Annotated in this window: 18 protein-coding genes; 16 read left to right on the top strand and 2 right to left on the bottom strand. The window is 44.0% G+C overall.

Annotated features, from left to right (window positions below; translation table 11 throughout):
* The first annotated feature begins 297 nt into the window (after window positions 1-297).
* The 14 genes from QUF07_RS03820 to QUF07_RS03755 all read left to right on the top strand — a co-directional run bounded on the left by QUF07_RS03820 (window position 298) and on the right by QUF07_RS03755 (window position 16,459).
* A complete protein-coding gene (locus tag QUF07_RS03820; RefSeq protein WP_289426826.1) occupies window positions 298-960 on the top strand; it encodes an amino acid ABC transporter permease in 663 nt (220 codons plus the stop codon).
* Complete coding sequence (locus tag QUF07_RS03815) at window positions 941-1,630, top strand: amino acid ABC transporter permease (protein WP_217164935.1); 690 nt, start codon at window positions 941-943, stop codon at window positions 1,628-1,630. The genes QUF07_RS03820 and QUF07_RS03815 overlap by 20 nt, the downstream gene beginning before the upstream one ends.
* Window positions 1,623-2,363, top strand: a complete 741-nt coding sequence (locus QUF07_RS03810) for an amino acid ABC transporter ATP-binding protein (RefSeq protein ID WP_289426825.1) — start codon at window positions 1,623-1,625, stop codon at window positions 2,361-2,363. Before QUF07_RS03815 ends, QUF07_RS03810 begins: the two co-directional genes overlap by 8 nt.
* Window positions 2,364-2,387: 24 nt before the next feature.
* Window positions 2,388-3,248: a transporter substrate-binding domain-containing protein gene (locus QUF07_RS03805; protein WP_217164931.1), complete on the top strand. Its 861-nt coding sequence runs from the start codon at window positions 2,388-2,390 to the stop codon at window positions 3,246-3,248.
* A gap of 338 nt (window positions 3,249-3,586) precedes the next feature.
* Window positions 3,587-5,428: a TerB N-terminal domain-containing protein gene (locus QUF07_RS03800; protein ID WP_289426824.1), complete on the top strand. Its 1,842-nt coding sequence runs from the start codon at window positions 3,587-3,589 to the stop codon at window positions 5,426-5,428.
* 15 nt (window positions 5,429-5,443) lie between these two features.
* Window positions 5,444-6,778 (top strand): ATP-binding protein, encoded by a 1,335-nt coding sequence (locus tag QUF07_RS03795; RefSeq protein ID WP_289426823.1) that lies wholly within the window; start codon window positions 5,444-5,446, stop codon window positions 6,776-6,778.
* Window positions 6,779-6,793: 15 nt separating this feature from the next.
* Window positions 6,794-9,043, top strand: a complete 2,250-nt coding sequence (locus QUF07_RS03790; protein ID WP_217164927.1) for a DEAD/DEAH box helicase — start codon at window positions 6,794-6,796, stop codon at window positions 9,041-9,043.
* A gap of 430 nt (window positions 9,044-9,473) precedes the next feature.
* Window positions 9,474-10,664, top strand: coding sequence for a serine hydrolase domain-containing protein (locus QUF07_RS03785; protein ID WP_289426822.1), 1,191 nt, complete (start codon window positions 9,474-9,476; stop codon window positions 10,662-10,664).
* Between the two features lie 20 nt (window positions 10,665-10,684).
* Window positions 10,685-10,828 (top strand): teichoic acid D-Ala incorporation-associated protein DltX, encoded by a 144-nt coding sequence (locus QUF07_RS03780; RefSeq protein WP_217164650.1) that lies wholly within the window; start codon window positions 10,685-10,687, stop codon window positions 10,826-10,828.
* A gap of 14 nt (window positions 10,829-10,842) precedes the next feature.
* Window positions 10,843-12,369, top strand: coding sequence for a D-alanine--poly(phosphoribitol) ligase subunit DltA (gene dltA, locus QUF07_RS03775; protein WP_217164651.1), 1,527 nt, complete (start codon window positions 10,843-10,845; stop codon window positions 12,367-12,369).
* The gene (gene dltB, locus QUF07_RS03770) at window positions 12,366-13,583 is read left to right on the top strand and encodes a D-alanyl-lipoteichoic acid biosynthesis protein DltB (protein ID WP_217164653.1); all 1,218 of its coding nucleotides are present in this window, start codon (window positions 12,366-12,368) and stop codon (window positions 13,581-13,583) included. Before dltA ends, dltB begins: the two co-directional genes overlap by 4 nt.
* An 18-nt stretch (window positions 13,584-13,601) precedes the next feature.
* Entirely contained in the window at window positions 13,602-13,841 is a 240-nt protein-coding gene (gene dltC / locus QUF07_RS03765; RefSeq protein ID WP_056981706.1) for a D-alanine--poly(phosphoribitol) ligase subunit DltC, read from the top strand.
* Entirely contained in the window at window positions 13,838-15,094 is a 1,257-nt protein-coding gene (gene dltD / locus QUF07_RS03760) for a D-alanyl-lipoteichoic acid biosynthesis protein DltD (protein ID WP_289426821.1), read from the top strand. The genes dltC and dltD overlap by 4 nt, the downstream gene beginning before the upstream one ends.
* A 57-nt stretch (window positions 15,095-15,151) precedes the next feature.
* On the top strand, window positions 15,152-16,459 hold the full coding sequence (locus QUF07_RS03755) for a serine hydrolase domain-containing protein (RefSeq protein WP_502878967.1): 1,308 nt from the start codon (window positions 15,152-15,154) through the stop codon (window positions 16,457-16,459).
* A gap of 423 nt (window positions 16,460-16,882) precedes the next feature.
* Here QUF07_RS03755 and aroD read toward each other — a convergent pair whose 3' ends face one another.
* Together aroD and QUF07_RS03745 are read right to left on the bottom strand one after the other, a co-directional pair.
* Window positions 16,883-17,647: a type I 3-dehydroquinate dehydratase gene (gene aroD / locus QUF07_RS03750; protein WP_217164657.1), complete on the bottom strand. Its 765-nt coding sequence runs from the start codon at window positions 17,645-17,647 to the stop codon at window positions 16,883-16,885.
* A gap of 101 nt (window positions 17,648-17,748) precedes the next feature.
* Window positions 17,749-18,774, bottom strand: coding sequence for a polysaccharide deacetylase family protein (locus QUF07_RS03745; RefSeq protein ID WP_430673534.1), 1,026 nt, complete (start codon window positions 18,772-18,774; stop codon window positions 17,749-17,751).
* Between the two features lie 415 nt (window positions 18,775-19,189).
* Between QUF07_RS03745 and QUF07_RS03740 the strand changes: the two genes are divergently transcribed.
* Window positions 19,190-19,501 carry a chorismate mutase gene (locus QUF07_RS03740; RefSeq protein ID WP_217164661.1) on the top strand — a complete coding sequence of 104 codons (312 nt, stop codon included), beginning with the start codon at window positions 19,190-19,192 and terminating at the stop codon, window positions 19,499-19,501.
* A gap of 26 nt (window positions 19,502-19,527) precedes the next feature.
* Window positions 19,528-20,694, top strand: coding sequence for a chorismate synthase (gene aroC / locus QUF07_RS03735; protein ID WP_217164663.1), 1,167 nt, complete (start codon window positions 19,528-19,530; stop codon window positions 20,692-20,694).
* The last annotated feature ends 6 nt before the right edge of the window (window positions 20,695-20,700 follow it).

Here is a 20,700-nt window from a genome sequence, read left to right as displayed (position 1 = left end):
CGATTGACAGTCTTTTGTTTAAATTTGACATTGATGAGAAGAGTAGATTATTGCTGAATGAATAGCGACCATCGTGGGTGAAAGGGTGGATCAGCGTGATTGAAAGTGCGCTCGGAGTCAAATCAAGCTTGATGAAGTAATATAAACATCTAATGAGGTATTCGAATGCGTTTCGAATATGAACAAGGGTGGAACCACGGTAAAACGTCCCTGTAATTTGGCTACGGTCAGATTTGCAGGGACGTTTTTATTGCTGTCAATTCGAAAAACAAAATTTTACAAGGGAGATGATTGCAGATGACGAGCTGGGGTATTATCCAGCAGAGTTTGCCAATGTTTGAAAAGGGCTTTGTGTTGACGTTGTGGTTATCATTTATTGGAATGATTGGATCAATTTTGGTTGGCTTGATCTGTAGTCTGCTGCAATATTTCAAAGTTCCCATATTTCACCAGATTGCCACGGTGTACGTCGAAATCTCCCGGAACACGCCATTACTAATTCAGCTATTTTTCCTGTATTATGCATTTCCGGTCATCGGCATTAAATTCAGTGCCCAGCTTTGTGGGATCATCGGCTTAATCTTTCTTGGTGGCAGTTACATGGCCGAAGGATTTACCGGCGGCTTTAATGGTGTTTCCAAGGGGCAGCTTGAATCCGGCAAAGCGATTGGACTGAGCCGCTGGCAGTTAGCCAGATACGTTGTTTTTCCTCAGGGCTTTTCATTAAGTGTGCCCGCCATGGCAGCTAATGTGATTTTCCTGATTAAGGAAACGTCGATTTTTACCGTGATTGCCATTCCGGAACTCACCAACACCGCGCTTGATTTGATCGGGATGTATTATCGTTCAAATGAGTATTTGTTTGTTCTGGTTGTCGCTTATGCCATCATTTTGATTCCGCTGTCTGTTATTTTGACGTTATTAGAAAAGAGGGTTCGCTATGGATCATTCGGGAATTAGTGTGTTATTTGAAGGAACCAATTTTACTCGATTGCTTGGCGGACTTTGGGTAACGGTTAAAATTGCAGGAATTGCCCTCATCTTAGGACTCATATTAGGCATTGTCCTAGGTGTATTGAGAACCTTCAGGAATCGACTGCTCAGGCTGATCCTGCGGCTTTATCTGGAATTTTTCCGGATTGTGCCAACCGTTGTGTTACTCTTTCTTTTCTATTATATATTGCCAAAACAGTTGAACTTCAATCTTCCTGCCGATCAGATCGCCACGTTAGTGTTTGCCCTGTGGGTTGGCGCTGAAATGAGTGATATTGTCCGTGGGGCACTCATTTCGGTTCCAAAACATCAACGCGAGTCTGGGCTGGCAATTGGGTTAAATCGTCATCAGTTGTACCGGTACGTGCTGATCCCCCAAGCAATTACCCTTGAAATTCCCGCTACCATCAATTTGGCAACCCGAGTAATCAAGACAACCTCTCTTCTGATGCTGATTTCGGTGATGGACGTGATTAACATTGGCCAACAGATCATTGAAGCCAACAACCACACCCATCCGACGGGCGTCTTCTGGGTATACGGATTGATCTTTCTATTTTATTTCTTGATCGATTATCCATTGTCTTGGTGGGCTAAACGACTAGAAAAAAGGAGATTGGAGCGAACAAATGGCTGATCAGATTTTACAAGTTGAACATTTGGAGAAGTATTATCAGAAGCGACATGTTTTGTATGATATTAATTTTTCGGTTGCCAAAGGCGAAGTGGTCACACTGCTTGGACCTTCAGGATCCGGGAAAAGCACGTTGATTCGCTGCTTGAACGGATTGGAACCCTATCAAAAGGGGACGATCACGTTTGAGGGCCAACAGGTTGATCCCACCGAAAAGAACTGGCAACAGATCCGTCAAAAGATTGGCATGGTGTTTCAAAGTTATGACCTATTCCCTAATTTGACGGTGATTGATAACATTATGTTGGGGCCCACGAAAGTGCAAAAGCAAAGCGCGGATGCGGCCAGAGCAGAGGCCATTCAACTATTACAACGAGTTGGGTTGGAAGATTACGCTGACGCATATCCACGGATGCTGTCTGGTGGCCAGAAACAACGAATTGCGATTGTGCGGGCATTGGCCTTGCACCCTGACTTTATGTTGTTTGATGAAGTCACCGCATCACTTGATCCAGAAATGGTTCGCGGTGTTTTGAACATTATCAAGGATTTGGCAGAAACGGATAACATGACAATGATTGTGGTGACTCATGAGATGAACTTTGCTCAAGAAATTGCCGATCGCGTCCTATTCTTGGAAAATGGTAAGATTCTGGAGCAAACGCCGTCTAAACAGTTTTTCGCTAAACCGCAAACCGATCGCGCTCAAGAATTTTTAGACAGTATGGATTTTTAAGGAAAATTGAGGAGGATTAAATTTATGAAGAAGAAATCATTCGCAAGATTAATTGCTATCGTGAGTGTGTTTGCAGCCCTATTATTGGTGCTCACGGGCTGTGGCAACAGCTCAAAGAAGTCTAGTTCAAGCAGCAGTAACAATCCAAGTTCCGTTAAGCAGATCAAAAAGAACGGTACAATTCGAATCGCCGTATTTGGCGATCTGCCACCATATGGCTGGGTTAATCAAGATGGCAAGCGCGTTGGTTATGACGTCACCTTGGCTCACCAAGTTGCCAAAGACTTGGGTGTGAAGGTGAAGTTTGTGCAAGTGAACGCTAACAATCGGGTTGATGCATTGAACTCCAACAAGGTTGATTTGGTACTCGCAAACTTTACGGTTACCCCAGAACGGAAACAAGTGATCGATTTTGCCAAACCATATATGAAGGTTTCCGTTGGGGTGGTTTCTCCTAAGACTAAGCCAATCACCAGCGCCAGCCAGTTGAAAGGTAAGAACGTGATTGTGACTAAAGGAACCACAGCGGAAACTTACTTCACAACTAAGCAACCAAATACAAAGTTGTTGAAATTTGATTCCAAGACCCAACAATTTAATGCATTGAAGAACGGCAGGGGGGTTGCCTTAGCCGATGACAACTCATATCTGTACGCATGGTCGAAAGATAATCCTAAGTACACGGTTGGAATCAAGAGTATTGGACCTAAATCTTATATTTCACCAGCGGTCAAGAAGGGTAACAAATCCTTGCTCAATTGGACCAACAAAGAAATTAACAAATTAACGAAACAAGGATTTTTTGTTAAGGATTACAACCAACAATTGAAGCCATACTTCGGTAAAGAAGTTAAACCATCTGACATTGTCCTGCCAACTAAGTAGTTGAAAGTGGGCTGGCAATGGCGGTTAGAAACCATCATTTAAGTGAAACAAGCAGTGCATCTGGTTTTTGGATGCACTGCTTGTTTTGCTTAAATCTCTGGAATTAGGCGTTTGTCGCAAGTTTTATCAAAATAAAAATGGTTAACAAGAAAATTTGCCGATTAATCTAAGATTGCATCAGACATTACTAGCACTGTGGATCAATGCTCCCCTTGAGTACAACAAGTGAGTTGAGCTCACCATTTTTAATGGCAGCAGACAATTTCTTGGCCATTGCGTCCCGTGATAGGATAGAATTTAGTTAGAATGACGTTTGGAATAAAATGGGGGTGTTATAGTTGAACTGGCAAGAAATGAATGATTTGGTTGCTAACTATTATGGCTTGAAATTTGTTTCAGCCGCTGAATCATCTCCACATATTAAAGTTCTTATCCACCCAACTTCAAAGCGTCCCTTTGTGATTGCCAGTCAGGATGATCCGGCCAATATAGATGTCTATTGTGGCAACCTAAGGGTTATCGTGCAACACCTGCCTCACTTTTCAGCGCCTAAATTCACAAAGAACCAGAGATGGGTCGGGGTTTCTCTAAAGGCGATTAATGAACTAATGCTCCAAAAAGTGTTGAATTATTCGCTTAAACATTTCCCGCCAAATCCAAACCTGCCATCCCAAGAACAGTCAATTTACCTGCCTCCTGATGACAAGGTCAACCCCCAGTATCGTGCCCAGCAAATCCAGTTACCAGTTGGCGCCGCTAAACAGACTCGAGAGCAGAAAAACAGTCATGTACCGGATGTACCGGCACCAATTCAGAAGATGATTCAGTCATATGATTATAGCGTCCCATCATTTCAAATTGTTGGTTATAATTTTTACCAGCAAGGTCGGATGATGGCTGATTACGAGGACCATTACAACGCAACCTATGAATTGAAACGTTACTTTCCTGTCTACCATGACCTGACAATTCACCAACTACGAACGTATTTTACGTGGCGGACGCAACTTCGCCAAGGCAACTTCACCGTTAGTAGCACCTCATACGCTTATCTCTACATTTATGAGCTCTTAAACAATATTGGGGTGGCTTCACCCACGGAAGGTTACATGAAGCTCATGGCTTTTCGTGATCAGTGTGCTCCCAGTTATCATAGCCGAATGCGTGATTTGCTCGATCGGTGGTTATGCGATTATGTGCTATATTATGGACTGGATCAGCAAAAGGCCCAGACTGTCTTTGCAAAAACAATTGCGACTGATAAGGATTACCATATCTTACTGCATCCAGCTGATTTTTCGCCAGAGCAACTCCTGACGGTTTTTAAGACTCATTCGACATATCTTAAGGCGTGTCTATTGCTGAAAAAATCACCGAAACAATTTGCTGAATTGTTAAAAATCGTTTGGCAGCAAATTCTCGCTCTCAAACAGACCAACCAGTTTGACTACTTTGCCGAGATAATTGCGAGTCGAGTGCCAACATCCCATACGTATTTCACAAGTGCCGTGTTTTACTTTAGAAAAGCCCCGCGGCTCAAAGTGTATCAGGTTGATTCCGAGCATATTTATAAGTTGGAACCACAAACGTGCAGTTCCATGCTTTACTATCCAATCAAGCGTCAGGAAAAAGAGCTCAATACCCTGCTTCATGAGGTGGATCGCTTAGTACGGAAGGCATTTCACTTGGGACACCCACTTAAGCCCCGGCAACTGAGTTCGCTCTTGCAACGGGCAATCATGGATGGAATTAAAGCTTATCAACGAATTCAAGAAGAGAACCGACGTCCTATAGTAGACATCAATCTGGCTAATCTTGACCAAATTCGAAGAGATGCATCCCAAACTCGTGAAAGCTTGCTAACCGAAGATGAGAAGGAACCAGGGTCAGCGCCATCTCAAAAGGAACCAATTTCACAGGATCAAGTAGATAAGTCAGCTGGTTCTGATCAGTCATTGTTAAACGCTGATGAAACAACGCTGGTAATTGCGTTGTTAAAAGGTCAACCTTGGCAGCAGTACCTACACGATCATCATTTGATGATTTCGATTTTAGTCGATCAAATTAATGAAAAGCTTTTAGATGAGATTGGCGATACAGTTATTGAATTTAATGCTGATAATCAGCCGGTCATCGTCGAAGATTATCGGCAGGATTTGGAACAATTATTTTTATCGTAAAGGAGTGGATGGATCGTGGCAGATATTAAAAAGAGACGGGTCCCAAAGCGGATTGCTCAAACAGTCTTAAATTCCCTCAAAGGTGGCGTGGTCCCGAGAATCGGGTTACCATACGTGACGGTCGGCCGCAAAGCAGAAATTGAAGCCCTGCTCCACGATGTTGATGTCGTTTCTGAAGGCGGCGCTTCCTTTCATTTTATTGTCGGCCGCTATGGCTCAGGTAAAAGTTTTCTGCTACAAACCATGCGCAACTACGTCATGGATAAGAACTTTGTTGTCGTTGATGGTGATTTATCACCAGAACGGCGCCTGCAGGGGACAAAGGGACAAGGGCTAGCGTTGTATCGGGAATTAATTCAAAATTTGGCAACCAAGACCCGGCCAGAGGGAGGCGCCCTCACTCTGGTCTTAGACCGCTGGATTAGTTCAGTCCAAAGTAACGTTACCAGCGAAAGCGGACTGGCAGTTGACGACCCACAGTTTGCCGCGGCGGTAGACAAGAAAATTTATTCGATTATTTCGTCTTTGAGTGAACTGGTTCACGGTTTTGACTTTGCCAAGCTATTAAACATGTACTATCACGCTTATCTTGAAGGCGATGACGAGACGAAGGCAAAGGTCATTAAGTGGTTCCGAGGTGAATACACTCACAAGACTGAAGCTAAACAGGAATTGGGTGTGAGTGTCATTATTTCAGATGATGACTGGTACGAATATTTAAAATTATTTGCATCGTTTTTCAGACAGGCTGGGTATGCCGGCTTGATCATCATGATTGACGAATTGGTCAATATTTATAAGATTCCCAATAGCATTAGCCGTCAATATAATTACGAAAAGATTTTGACAATGTACAATGATACGCTGCAAGGTAAAGCTAAGTATTTAGGAATCCTCATGGGCGGAACCCCGCAAGCAGTTGAGGATCATCGCCGGGGTGTCTATAGTTATGAAGCGCTCCATTCCCGGTTAACCGAAGGCAAATTTGCAACTGCTGGTGCTCGTGATATGTACGCACCGGTGATCAAGTTAAAACCGTTAACGGCTGAAGAAATGCTCGTGCTCGTTGAAAAACTGGCAAATATGCATGCGGGATTGTATGGCTATCAGCGCACCATTACCGAGGCGGATTTGGCTAAATTCATCAAGATTGAATATGCCAGAATTGGGGCCGATACCAATATCACCCCCAGGGAAGTCATCCGGGACTTTATTGAACTCTTAGACATTGTTTGGCAGAATCCCGATACCACGGTGGAAAAGTTGCTGTCATCAAGTGATTTTGATTATCACAAATCTGACGCGGTTTCTGATAAAAAGGATAAGGACTACACCGAATTCACTATTTAATTAAGGAGGACCCCTATGGACGTCTTTTCAAGATATGCGCCTTTCATTCAGGATTATATCTACAATCATGGTTGGCAGAATTTGCGGGCCATCCAGGTGGCTGCGGCAGAGGAATTGTTCAACACCGATCATAATGTCCTCCTGTCTTCTGCCACTGCTTCAGGGAAAACCGAGGCCGCTTTTTTTCCGATTCTAACCGACTTGCAGGAGCACCCCGCAAACTCAATTCAATGTTTATACATTGCGCCGCTTAAAGCCCTGATTAATGACCAGTACGATCGACTAACGGATCTTTGTCAGGATACTGGTATCAATGTTTGGCGCTGGCATGGGGACGTTTCCCAATCCAGTAAACGGCGGCTATTAAAGCATCCGTCAGGAATCTTACAGATTACCCCAGAATCACTGGAATCTTTCATGATTAACAAACACATGGATATTCCCCACCTTTTTCACGGCTTACGATATATTGTCATTGACGAGCTCCATTCATTTTTACGGAGTGATCGGGGTGGGCAAACGTTCTGTTTGATTGAACGGCTTTCAAAGCTGGCCGATGTTCACCCCCGGCGAATTGGGTTGTCGGCCACGATCGGCAACATTTCTGCGGCCAGCAAATTTTTGGGTGCGGGCAGTGATTACCAGACAGTAGCGCCAAAGGTCAACAGCACCGGCCAAATCTGGCGGCTATCAATGGAACATTTTTATAAAACTGATCCCCAAGCCTCGGCTGACAATTTTGATCCGGCTGAGTTGGTTGGCCCTAAAACCGATCAGGCTCCTGAGTTAGCTGATCCAGGAATTGGATATATTTTTGAACACACCCGGGGCAAAAAATGTCTGGTATTCACTAATAGCCGTGAGGAATGTGAAGCTGTCTGCCAGGAATTGCGCTCATACGCGGAATATAACCATGAACCCGATCGATTTCTGATTCATCACGGTAACCTATCACCAGCTCTTCGGCAAACGGCAGAAGATGCCATGAAGGATGAAGACGCGAACATGACAACCTGTGCCACGGCAACCCTTGAGTTAGGCATTGATATTGGCAAATTGGAAAGTGCTTTTCAGCTTGATGCGCCCTTCACCGTTTCGGGATTCTTGCAACGGATGGGCCGAACCGGTAGGCGGGGAAATCCGCCGGAAATGCATTTTGTGATGCGCGAGGAACACCCAGAGTCACGAGCCATGCTGCCGGACTTGATTTCCTGGCCATTACTTCAAGGAATCGCGCTGGTCCAGCTATATCTCGAAGAAAAATGGGTTGAACCACCACATACCAACCGGTTACCATATAGTTTGCTGTATCATCAAACCATGAGTACCCTTGCCTCAAGCGGCGAAATGACTCCAGCAGAATTAGCCTCACGGGTGTTGCAGTTGGCTTATTTTCATAATGTGAGTCAAGCTGATTACCGGACCCTGCTGCAGCATCTTCTCAAGACAAACCAAATCGAGCGCACCCCAGCTGGTGGCCTGATTGTCGGGATGGCCGGTGAACGAGTCGTTAATAACTATAAGTTCTATGCCGTTTTCCAAGATAATGAAGAATATAGCGTGCACTCCAAATCAGAAGAATTGGGGACAATCGTGATGCCACCTCCAGTTGGTGACAAAATTGCCATTGCTGGTCGAGTCTGGGTCGTTGAAGATGTGGACCGGCAAAGGCATCAGGTGTATTGTCATGAAGTTAAGGGGCGGATTCCCGCTTATTTCGGGGATGTTGCCGGCGACATTCATCCTAAGATTCTCCAGCGAATGAGAAAAGTCCTCAATGAGACCCAAATATACAGCTACCTGCGAGGCAACGCTCGGGCGCGCTTAACCCAAATGCGAGACACGGCTAATATTGCCGGACTACCTGACAACCAGCTAATTAATCTTGGCGGTAAGATGTGGGCATTTTTCCCGTGGACGGGCAGTTATCAATTCTTAGCCCTGGAACGACTCTTGCGAATCAAGTGTACTGATCGGCTCAACCTCCGCGGATTTAATTCATCACGACCCTATTTTATGGAGTTTGCGATGGACTGTGATGAGGCTGAATTCTTCCAAATTATTCAGGAAGAAGCTGATAAGGACTTTCCGTCACTTGACTTGCTATTTCTGAATGAAGTGCCAACCTTTGACAAGTATGATGAATACCTGCCAGATGAACTGGTTCGGAAGGAATTTGCGGACAGCATCTTAGATATTGTTGGAATGAAAAAGTTAGTGATGCAGATGGCTGCGGATTATCAGCGGGCGCATGGTCAAAAATAAAAATCTTTAAACGATAGTGATTTCTCCTGGTTAATCAGGTGAAATTGTGGGATCAGCTGTTTGTCGCAGCTGTAAGCCAAATATCCTGATGATCATTGATTGGACATTAGCGGATGGCTCAACTACTTATTTCCGATTTTTGAAACCTGAATCATGCGATTCCAGGTTTCAAAATGTTGACGAAATGAAGTCTGACGGAACAGATTTCCAGTATTACGATTCATTCCCAATTAATTAACAAGTTGATAGCCGAATTAGCAAAATGAAGTAAAGGAAATCAAAAGAAATTAAAGCTTTCCATAAGCGAAGAATAAAAGCGTCAAATTTCTTGTGATTTCCGGCCTATCGGTCATAATAAAACCGATCAATTGTTACCGAAATGTGACAATGACATTCAACTGTAATTATTTAGTTATAAGGGGGTGATGAAATGAAAAAAAGGGGGTATTTATACATACTGTTAGCGGTGGTCGTCGTTGGAATGGCGGGAGGCTTCACCTACTGGCGTTACCAAAACCACCAAGTGCAACGGAGTGAAAAGAAATTGAACTCTAAGCCAAGCAAGACTAAAGAAAGCCAAAAGGTTACCAGCAGGGTTGCGTCAGCTAAACAATCAGAGGCCAAGCAGACTCGACAGACGATCCAGTCACAGCGATTAACGAACTATCTGCGACGAGATTACTTTGTAGGCTCGGCTTTACTGGTTCGAGATGGTCAGGTCATTTACCGAAAAGGATTTGGCTATGCAGATTATGAAACGCGAAAACCTAATCGAGCCAATTCTCAATTCCAAATCTTGTCAATTCAAAAATCGCTTACCGCAGTTTGTGTGATGAAGTTGATTGCGGCCAAGCAGCTTTCCCTGAACACGAAGCTGGCAAAATTTTATCCCACAATTCCAAATGCCAACAGGATCACGATCAGAAGCATGCTCAACATGAATTCAGGGTTATCCATGATTAGCGATGGGTCAACGGCATTGCTTAGCGAAAAGAATGTTCTTAAATACGCGGTTAACCACGTTTCAAGCAAAGCACAGTCGTTAGGGCAGTGGAGTTATCAACCGGTTAACTTTGTGTTATTAGCCGGAATTGTTTCCAAGCTGACCCATCAAACGTATCGGCATAGCTTCTACCAGACGTTTGTCTATCCACTTAACTTGCGGGGAACCGGATTTGTTCAAAAATGGCCAACCAGCCGATATAAGACGTTAGGCTACCGCTACCAAAAGGACTCACAGATTGCCCAAACTTATGAGGAACGCTATATCGAACCCCGAGCTGCGATGCAAAATGAGCTGGGAACCGGGCAAGTCTATATGAGTCCAATTGATTTGTTCAAAACTGAGCGCGATATTTTGAAAGGAAGACTGATCTCCAAGCAAGCCGTCAATGTCTTGCATGCGCCGGGAAGCGCTTCGACATACGGCGGCGGTGTCTACAACCAATCAAATGGGATCCGTTCCCACGGAGTTGGTTATGGCTATGAAGCTTCGATCTTGATTACGAGAAATGGTAACACTGGGGTGGTCTTGATGACCAACAATTATCGGCCGGCTCGACCTGTCCAAGATCCGGCGGTTCATTTATTTAACGATTTAGTCGATGGCAAAATAGCCTAGCGATAAAGGGGGATGATTACGTGGCATTTAAAAAGTGGCTGGAAAAGCCCGTGGTGAAATTCTTGTTAAATACCCTGATCTACTTTGCAATTATGCTGGTTCTGTTTTATTTATACGATTACAGCGGAATCAACCAGGCTAAATTTATTTACAACGATTTCTGAGAGGATGACAACTGATGACTGAAAGTTTAATTGACAAGATTGATTCATATGCCAAGGATAATGGGGGCAAAGTTGCTTATCACTATAATGGTCAGGAAAATACCTACAAGCAACTAAAAGATTATTCAGATGCGCTCGCCGAACACATTGATGCAATGGGCTTACCGATCAATCAGCCAATCATTGTATTTGGTGGGAAGTCATTTGAGATGATCGCGGCATTCATTGGGGTGATCAAATCGGGACATTCTTACATTCCGGTTGATGTTAATTCTCCAAAACAACGTCTGATAATGATTAATTCGATTGCCAAGCCGGTTGCAGTGATTGCCGTTTCCGACTTACCAACTAAGATGACGGGAGTTCCCGTCATTTCCAAATCTGAGTTGGAACAGATCTTCTTAGAACGGGTCACTTATAAGATGACGCACAAAATTCATGATGATCAGATCTTCTATATCATCTTCACGTCGGGAACGACCGGGGTACCCAAGGGGGTGCAGATTAGTTACAACAATTTGCAAAGCTTTGTGGATTGGATGGTCGGGGATGAATTCAAGTTACCAGCCAATTTACAAATGCTTCAGCAGCCCGCATATTCATTTGATTTGTCAGTGATGAGCCTCTATCCAACCCTTTATCAAGGGGGTACGCTCCACGTTCTTTCTAAAAAGACAACGGATAATTTTATTGTTTTATTCACGGCATTGCGAAGTTTGCCAATGAATGTCTGGGTTTCCACCCCCTCATTTGTGGACATTTGTTTGTTAGAGTCAACCTTTGATCAGGCGCACTACCCGCAATTGACCCACTTCTTATTTTGTGGTGAAGAATTAACGCACCAGACGGCAGTGTCACTCAAAAAGCGGTTCCCGGCAGCCCATATTTTCAACACATATGGGCCAACCGAATCAACGGTGGCGATTACCCAAATTGAAATGACGCAAGCAGTTCTGGACCACTACGATCGTTTGCCAATTGGGTATATGAAGCCTGAAATGCATGCCAAAGTGGTTGACGACAATGGTAAAACGGCTGTCAATGGGGCTAAGGGCGAGTTGGTTGTATATGGGACCAGCGTTTCTCGGGGTTATATTAACAATCCAGAAAAAAATGCCCAGGCGTTCTATAAAATTAGTGGTCAGAATGCTTATCGGACTGGTGACATTACCAGCATGGATGCCAATGGGCTGTTAAAATACTTTGGTCGAAAGGATTTCCAAATCAAGTTAAATGGTTTCCGAATCGAATTAGAGGATGTTTCTGGCATCATCAGTAAGGAAGAACATATCAAACAAGCCGTCGTCGTACCAAAGTATAATTCCCAGCATACGGTTTCGATGCTGATTGCTTATATTGTTCCCGAAGCCAATGACTTTAAGACAGATTTAGAATTAACGGCGGCGATCAAAAAGAATTTAAGCAAAATGATGATGAAATACATGATTCCGCAGAAATTGGTTTATCGCAAAAATTTGCCGCTCAGTACAAATGGGAAGATTGACATTAAAGCGGTCATTAATGAGGTCAACTCCCAATGAGATGGTACATTCCGTATGGCAATCCAACTTACTTTATTTGGTTAGCGCTTGCCATTATTCCGCTCATGATTGGCTTACTCTATGGACGTCGATTTCGAGGGTATCAAACGGTTATTTCCCTCTTCTTCCTAATATTGACGTTCGGTGGGCCAAATTGGCGGACAGGGATTGCCTTGGTTGGGTACTTGGCTTATCAGGTCATTTTGGTAGCGGCTTATTCAAAGTATCGGCAAAGAAAGGCGTCCCCTAATAAAGGCTGGCCGTTTGTCATGGCGGTCATCTTGGCCATCATTCCACTGGTGATTGTCAAGGTAACGCCGGCAATTGAAAGTGGTCGTCAATCGATCATTGGATTTCTGGGGATTTCCTACATTACTTTCAAAGTTGTCCAAACCATCATGGAGACGCGTGATGGGATCATTAAGGCCTTTCACCCGGTCTTATTTGGTCAATTCTTGTTATTCTTTCCAACGATTTCCTCTGGCCCAATTGACCGCTATCGCCGCTTTCTTGCCGACTATGACAATGTCCCTAAGCGAGCCGACTACTTGAACCTGATTCAAACCGGGGTTCGCTATGTTTTCACTGGGTTTGTGTATAAATTCATCCTAGCCTATATTTTTGGAACCGTTTTAATGCCGGGAATTGAGCAGCGGGCAATCTTGGCTCACGGCTTTTCATGGAACATCGTTGCTTATATGTATGTGTATAGCTTGGATCTCTTCTTTGACTTTGCTGGTTACAGTTTGTTTGCTGTTGGAATTAGCTACTTAATGGGCATTAAGGCCCCGATGAACTTTAATCAACCGTTCAAGTCAAAGAACATCAAGGATTTTTGGAACCGTTGGCATATGACCCTGTCGTTTTGGTTCCGGGATTACATTTTCATGCGGTTGGTGTTCTTCTTCATGAAGCACAAGGTGTTTAAGAGTCGGGTGACAACCGCTAATGTGTGTTACGTAATCAACATGTTAATCATGGGCTTTTGGCACGGTGAGACGTGGTTCTATATCACTTATGGCCTGTTCCATGGCTGCGCGTTGGTTATCAATGATACCTGGCTGCGGTACAAGAAAAAGCACCAAGATGTTATTCCGCATAACAAATTCACGGAGTTGTTCGCAATCTTCTTAACGTTTAATGTTGTTTGCTTCAGCTTTTTGATTTTCTCCGGATTTTTGAATACGTTGTTTTTTGGACCAAGTAACTTTTAGATATGGGAGTGGATAATCATGGATGATGTTAAAGATAAAGTAATTGCAATTTTAAATGATTTAACGGGTGAAGATTTTTCTGATAATCTTGATGAAAATCTTTATGACAGCGCGTTGCTCGACTCAATGGGGACGGTTCAATTATTGCTGGAGCTTCAAGACGAACTGGGGATTAGCGCCCCGGTTTCAGAATTTGACCGCAACGAATGGGACACCCCAGCAAAAATCATTGCGAAAGTTGAAGAAATGAAACAATGAGCCTTAAAAAACGGCTTTTGATGATCTTTGGGCCCATTTTTGCCGCGGCGGCATTAATGCTTGTCGTATTTCTGTCCCCACTTTGGAGCGGTCTCAACAATGTCAATCCAACAGTCCAAAGAAATGCGGCTTCGTCATTATCACCGCTGGTATTGAAGGGGCAATTAATTAAACAGCGCGCTTTAGAGAACCATTACGTGCCATTTTTTGGGTCGTCAGAGTGGTCACGGTTCGATCCGTTTCATCCATCTGTATTGGCAGATAAGTATCAAAGATCCTACCGCCCATTTCTTATCGGCGCCCGGGGCAGCCAATCACTGACTAATTTCTTTGTGATGCAATCGATTAATCACCAGCTAAAGGGAAAAAAGGCGGTCTTCTTTATTTCTCCCCAGTGGTTTACCCCAATGGGCGAAGACCCCAACGCCTTTTCGTTCTATTATTCCCCCCTTCAGACAACCACTTGGATTGAGGCTGAAACGGGGACCAAGATGGATCGGTATGCGGCTTATCGATTATTGCAGATGCCTTCGGGTAATTCTGACAAAATTATTTCCGCAACTTTGGCTCGAATTGCGGCAGGTTTAAAGCCCACAAGTTTTCAGTCTTTCTATGTCGGCGTTCGGCATCGAATCCTGTTGAATGAAGATCAGATTTATTCCCGGTACCGGATTCCGTTTAACAATGCCCAAACGATCGACAAAAATATGAAGCAGCTGCCAAGCCATTATAATTACCAACAGTTTAATCAGTTGGCTGGGAAAATTGGCAAGCAGCAGACCACCTCAAATAATTTTGGCATCAGTAACCATTTCTGGAATCGGCGCCTCAAGCGGCATGTTAAGCAGCTGAAAGATTTTCAAGCAGGTCAAAGCTATGTCAAATCACCAGAGTACGGCGATTTTGAACTGGTTTTAAGTCAATTTGCTAAGGATCATACCAATGTTCTGTTTATTATTCCGCCGGTTAATAGGAAATGGCAGCAATACACCGGTTTGTCGCAGACCATGCTCAAACAGTTTGATCAAAAAATTAGGTATCAATTACAATCACAGGGATTCAACCATATCGCTGATCTTTCAAATGATGGCGATGTGCCTTACTTTATGACCGATACCATTCATCCTGGCTGGCGGGGCTGGTTGAAGATTGATCAAGCAGTTGACCCATTCTTAACCAAGAAGGTGAGTCAGCCACATTATCACATTGATAATCGGTTTTACGCAAAAAAATGGCAACAGTATCAAGATTAAATCATTAGAAATAGGAATCGACGGTGACAAAAGTTGAGAACCAAGACTAAGTACGTGATGCTTTTTTTAGCTGGACTGCTACTGGCTGGCAGCTTTATGACTGACAAAGTAAAGGCTAGTTATAATCCAATTTTAAGCAGCAGCAGCAAACGATACGACGCTCAAATTGTGAATCAGGCAACGACGGCTAAGGGCTATCCTCTGTATGATTACGGTCCATACAACACGAGCTCCAATACGCGAACGGCCGATGATAATGGGAGTAAGTATAATAATGACTATGTCCGGGTGATGCAGACCAAAACAACCAAAACTGGTTCATATGCTCAGCTTCGTTATTGCAATAAGATGATTGGCTGGATGAATGTTCATGGCATCAAGCCGGCTAGTCTGACACAAATTGCGACTGATACGATGAAACAGTATGATGCCATCGGAACCGTGCTACTTGCCCCTTCTGGCAGCAATAAAATGGTCACCGTCAGCAATGGGTTTGCCGATATGGCTCATAACACGGCTAACAGCGGGGATGGTTCAGTCATCTATCCGCTGGCCTCATTGCAAAAAGCCATGACGGGTGCAATTATCCAGCAACTGATTAGTTCCTCAAAACTGTCACCGACAACAACCCTGGATAAGTATTATCCAAAAGTTCCATATAGTCAGAACATTACGATCAAGCAGATGCTGTCAATGACTTCCGGACTGACGAACACGGATATGACGCCAACCAATCAGATGACTGAAAATCAAGCATACAACAGCGTCGTTGGTCGATTGAAGTCAACTAACAATCATCAATTTAATTACAGCGATGCGAACTATATCCTGCTGGCGGGAATTATTGCCAAAGTGACGGGGAAAAGTTATGCCAGCAATTTGCAGACCCGGATTCTAACTAAGCTGGGGATGAAAAATACCGTCATTGTTGACGATGATCAGCCGAATACCAAGGCGTTGATTTCCGTGGGCTACACCGATAATGGCAAGACAAATTATGCCAATGTTCATGCGGTATCGTTACCACGGCTCTCAGCAATTCCTGGCGCGGGGAACTTACTGAGCACGCCAAGCGACTTTTATAAGTTTGTGTTAGGCCTCCAAGATGGGGATGTATTAACCGCTAAGCAGTATCAGCAGTTGGTTAGTTATGGCTCGGTATACTCTGGCGGGTTATACGTCACTCGCAGCGGCATTAAGTATAATAATGGCTCGTTTGGTGGCACGAGTTTCCATACTGGTTATTACGCGTCCACTGGCAACTATCATTTAGCCATTGCGTTTACGAACCAGGGACCCCTTGCTAACAATACGAGCTTCAAAGATTTTACTCAAAAGCTGTATGATGTTGCAACGTACTATTAGAGGATAATTAAAATAAGGTCAGTATTGACGAGCTCTTTTTAAAGTTAACAGGAATGATTAACAAACAATCTAAGATTAGATCCAGTTAGAAACTGATTAATTTCAGCTTCTAGCTGGACCTTTTTCGTCACACTGGAGGATGGGACATTCGTCAGCCAAGTGTTTATCAATGCTTTCCCCGCTTATATTGATAAAACTTGTGCCAAACGGTTGAGACTGGGACATAGGCGCTTTGATCCTATAGTTTAACGAAAAGAACCAATTATTCCAAATTTGGAATAATTGGTTCTTTTCGTTAAATGGCAGGGATCAGCCGTTTGGCGCAGCTTTTATCCGAGTAACTAGGGTGATCTAAGTGAATGATCATCGATTAAAATTAATAGATGTCCCGACGTTAAATCGCCTTTCGTCCCAATCTCAAGATCAGTTTTTTGATTCAGTTGTGTTCATTTCTCGGCGCAAGGCTTCAATCGGAATTTGTCCGGGGGCTGAGGCTTGGCCAACTGTGGCAAATGATAGGACCGAACCAGTTTGGCGGCCGGATATTCGGGTAATCTTGCCCAACTCACCCATTGACATGGTAATGATTGGGATCTTAAGGCGTTCTGAAGCCGTTCGGGTTGCTTTTAATAACGTTGTAACATCTTCAGGCTTTTGCGGCATCACAGCAATTTTACCGATATCTGCGTGCTGGTCCTGCATTTGCGTGAGTCGGTCAACCAGTTCTGCTTCCGTGGGAGTGGCGGTAAAATCATGATTGCTTAAAATCACCGCGATATGGTGGTCGTGGGCGGACTGAATGAGGGCAGCCACGCGATTGGAATCGCGATTCAATTCAATATCCAACATGTCGGTCAACTGATTTTGAATCAGCCAATCATATAATTGAAAGTAGGCCTCATCACTAATAGGCTGGTTGCCGCCTTCATGAGTTGTCCGAAAAGTTGTCAGTAAGAGGATTTTTCCTAATAGCTTTCTGAGTTTAAGGGCAGTTGTTTTAGTGAGAGAATGATCAATCAGTGCCGGCTTAAAAAAGTCGAGCCGCCATTCAACGACATCGGGCTTAGCAGTCTTAATAGTTTGGGCTGCGGTTAATACCGCTTGGGCCGTGGTTGCTGTAATTGGAACGGCCAATTTAGTTGTCCCGGTTTGAAAAATTGTTTGTTTAACGGTTACTTTTCCGCTCATGATCTCCGTGTTCCTTCCGTGACAAATAATTGCGTTTATTTTACCAATTAGTCGGGTGTCGTTCAATGGGCCTGACAAAATTTAGCAAGTTTGCCTTTTAATCAAACACCACGGTAATCTCCTCGACCAAAGTATTGAAGTCCAGAGAGAAGTGGTCGTTGAATCAAGTTTGGCAAAAGAACAAATGTGTATCCCCGCTTTTTAAGGGTTTTAATGATTTGGGGAACGGCTGCAACCGAAGTTGGGTGAATATCGTGCATTAAGATGATCGAACCGTTGTGGGTGGTCGCCAGAACGTGGCTGACGGTCTTCGGGGTATTCAGGTAAGCCCAGTCCCGTGAGTCGACGGACCACTGAATAATTGGCCGGTCAAATAAATTGCCGACTCGGGAGTTGATTGCCCCATATGGCGGGCGAACGTATTGGGGTAGCGTACCAGTTGCTTTATAAATTGCTGCATCGGTTAAGGCAATCTGATGGAGAGCACTGGTACTACTCAGATTAGTCAATTGGGGATGATTCCAAGAGTGGTTGCCAAGTTGGTCACCATATTTGAGAACCAGCCGACTGGTGCTGGGGTACTTCATCACACTACTCCCGACTTCAAAGAAGGTTGCATGAACGTTATAGTGCTTCAAAATCTTCAGCAGTTTTGGCGTCAATGTTGGATCCGGGCCGTCATCAAAGGTCAATGAAACGACCTTTTTAGGGGTTTTAGGCTTCACATAATCATATTGTTTAGGCATGTAACGGTTCAAAATAATCCCAGTAAGCTTATTCAACGGGATGGCCACGCGGCTGACGTTGTAGGCATTTTTGACCAAATGAATGGTTAAATGTGTCTGGCTTAACGTAAAGTTGTGAGCGGTGAGTCGCTTAGGCAATGGGAGATAAACCAATTGTTGAACCTGTTTGCCCGTCAATTTGTGATCTTCCGCTAGCTGAGAACGCGTGAGCTGACGAATTGTGCCCATTCGATGAAGATTATTGTTGGTGATATCACCAAAAGTTAATGGTTTGCTGGATGCTGCAGAAACGGATTGAACTGATTGTGAATTAAATGCAAATACTGAAGCTGCGGCAATTCCAAGCGTGATGAGTAACTGTTTTTTAAACAAAGTGATCACTCCCTCAAGTGTGTCGATAATGTATCAATCCCTTACAAAACCATTCTGGCATTGACGGAAATGTAAGTCAATTAAACAATTAATTAAAATGAGAAAACAATTAGGGTTGACGAATAATTTCTAATATGTTTTAATGACTATAACTTAAAAGAGAGAGGAATTAATGTGATGACAAAGCTAACTCAGACTGTAAATGCCTATTATTTTGACTATGCCTACTTTAGATAGCGTCCGCTTAGATGCGGACGCAGCATGCGCGTTCGCGTCAAGTGGTGCAAAGTCAAAAGCTTTGTTGTGGCCCGCTAGACGCATCAGTCTAGCTGGGTAAGTTACCATTCTTCTACGAGTTTAGTAAACCAGCTGGATAATTATCTAGCTGGTTTTTCTTTTTCTCAAGAAAATATGAGGTGAGCATATGGAAAATCGTGTGAATGGATCAACAATAGATGCACCTAAAGAAATTAAATGTGCCAGAGAACAAATCAATCAGTTGGATGATTCGATTGTGAGGTTATTGACTCAACGGTTTCAGACGGCTGCATTAATTGGTCAAATTAAGAAACAAGATGACCTCCAAGTTTTGGATCGCAATCGGGAAACTGAAGTTCTTAACCGAGTGAAAACTGTTAGTCCGGATTCCCAAACCACCGACTATGTTGCGGCTGTTTACGAAGCAATTTTAAAAAATTCCAGAGATTACCAGCATCGCTTGATTGAAGGCAACTAAACTGAAAATATAAAGGAGCACAATTTATGAACTATTTAACTGCAGGAGAATCTCACGGGCCGCAATTAACTGGAATTCTTGAAGGCATTCCAGCTGGGCTCCAGCTTAATATTGACGAAATTAATGCCCAACTCAAAAAGCGCCAGGGTGGTTATGGCCGGGGTAACCGCCAGCAAATCGAACACGATCAGGTAACGGTGGTTGGCGGTGTTCGCCATGGCATCACACTGGGATCCCCCATCGCGCTGGTTGTGAACAATCGCGACCATGCACATTGGAATGAAATTATGGACCCAGTGAGCCCTGAAACTGCTGAAAACACTTTACGAAAAGTTGAACGCCCACGACCGGGACATGCAGATTTGGTGGGTGGGATGAAATATCGTCACCGTGACCTCAGAAATGTGCTGGAACGCTCATCGGCACGAGAGACGGCAATTCGAGTAGCGATCGGGGCCATTTGCAAGCAGCTTTTGGAGCAATTGGGGATTAAGATTGCCGGCTATGTCGAACAGATTGGACCAGTTGCGACGGATGACAACCCAGAACTCGATGTGGCCAAAATTGAAGCGGAGGTTGAGCAAAACGATCTGCGGATTATTGATCAATCAAAAGTGGATCAAATTCATGATCTGATTGACCAAACAAAAAAAGTCGGTGATACGCTTGGTGGTATCATCAGAGTAGTTGCCACCGATGTGCCAGCTGGCTTAGGCAGTTATGTAAGTTGGGATACCAAATTAGATGCCAAACTTGCCGCAGCTGTGATGGGCGTGAATGCCATGAAGGGTGTCGAAATCGGTGATGGTTTCAAGGCTGCCACTCATATGGGAAGCCAAGTTATGGATGAAATTGACTGGGATAAGCAGGATGGCTTTTTCCGGAATTCCGATCACCTCGGTGGCTTTGAAGGCGGGATGACTAATGGGATGCCAATTATTGTTAAGGCCGCAATGAAGCCAATTCCAACGCTATATAAGCCCCTTCAAAGTGTTGACGTTGAAACCAAGGAAGTTAAGAAGGCCAGCGTTGAACGTTCTGACACGACGGCCATTGTGCCGGCATCAATTGTCATTGAAAGTGTCGTGGCAATTGAACTGGCCAAAGCAATTACCGATAAATTTGATGGTGACAATCTTCAACGGCTGCAGGAGCAATTAGCCACATACAAAGCAGAAATAGAAAACTTCTAGGAGGGC

Origin of the sequence: Lentilactobacillus sp. TOM.63 (genome assembly GCF_030361045.1) — a bacterium.
GTDB classification, from domain to species: Bacteria; Bacillota; Bacilli; order Lactobacillales; family Lactobacillaceae; genus Lentilactobacillus; species Lentilactobacillus dabitei.
This window is presented reverse-complemented; position numbering and strand designations above follow the sequence as displayed.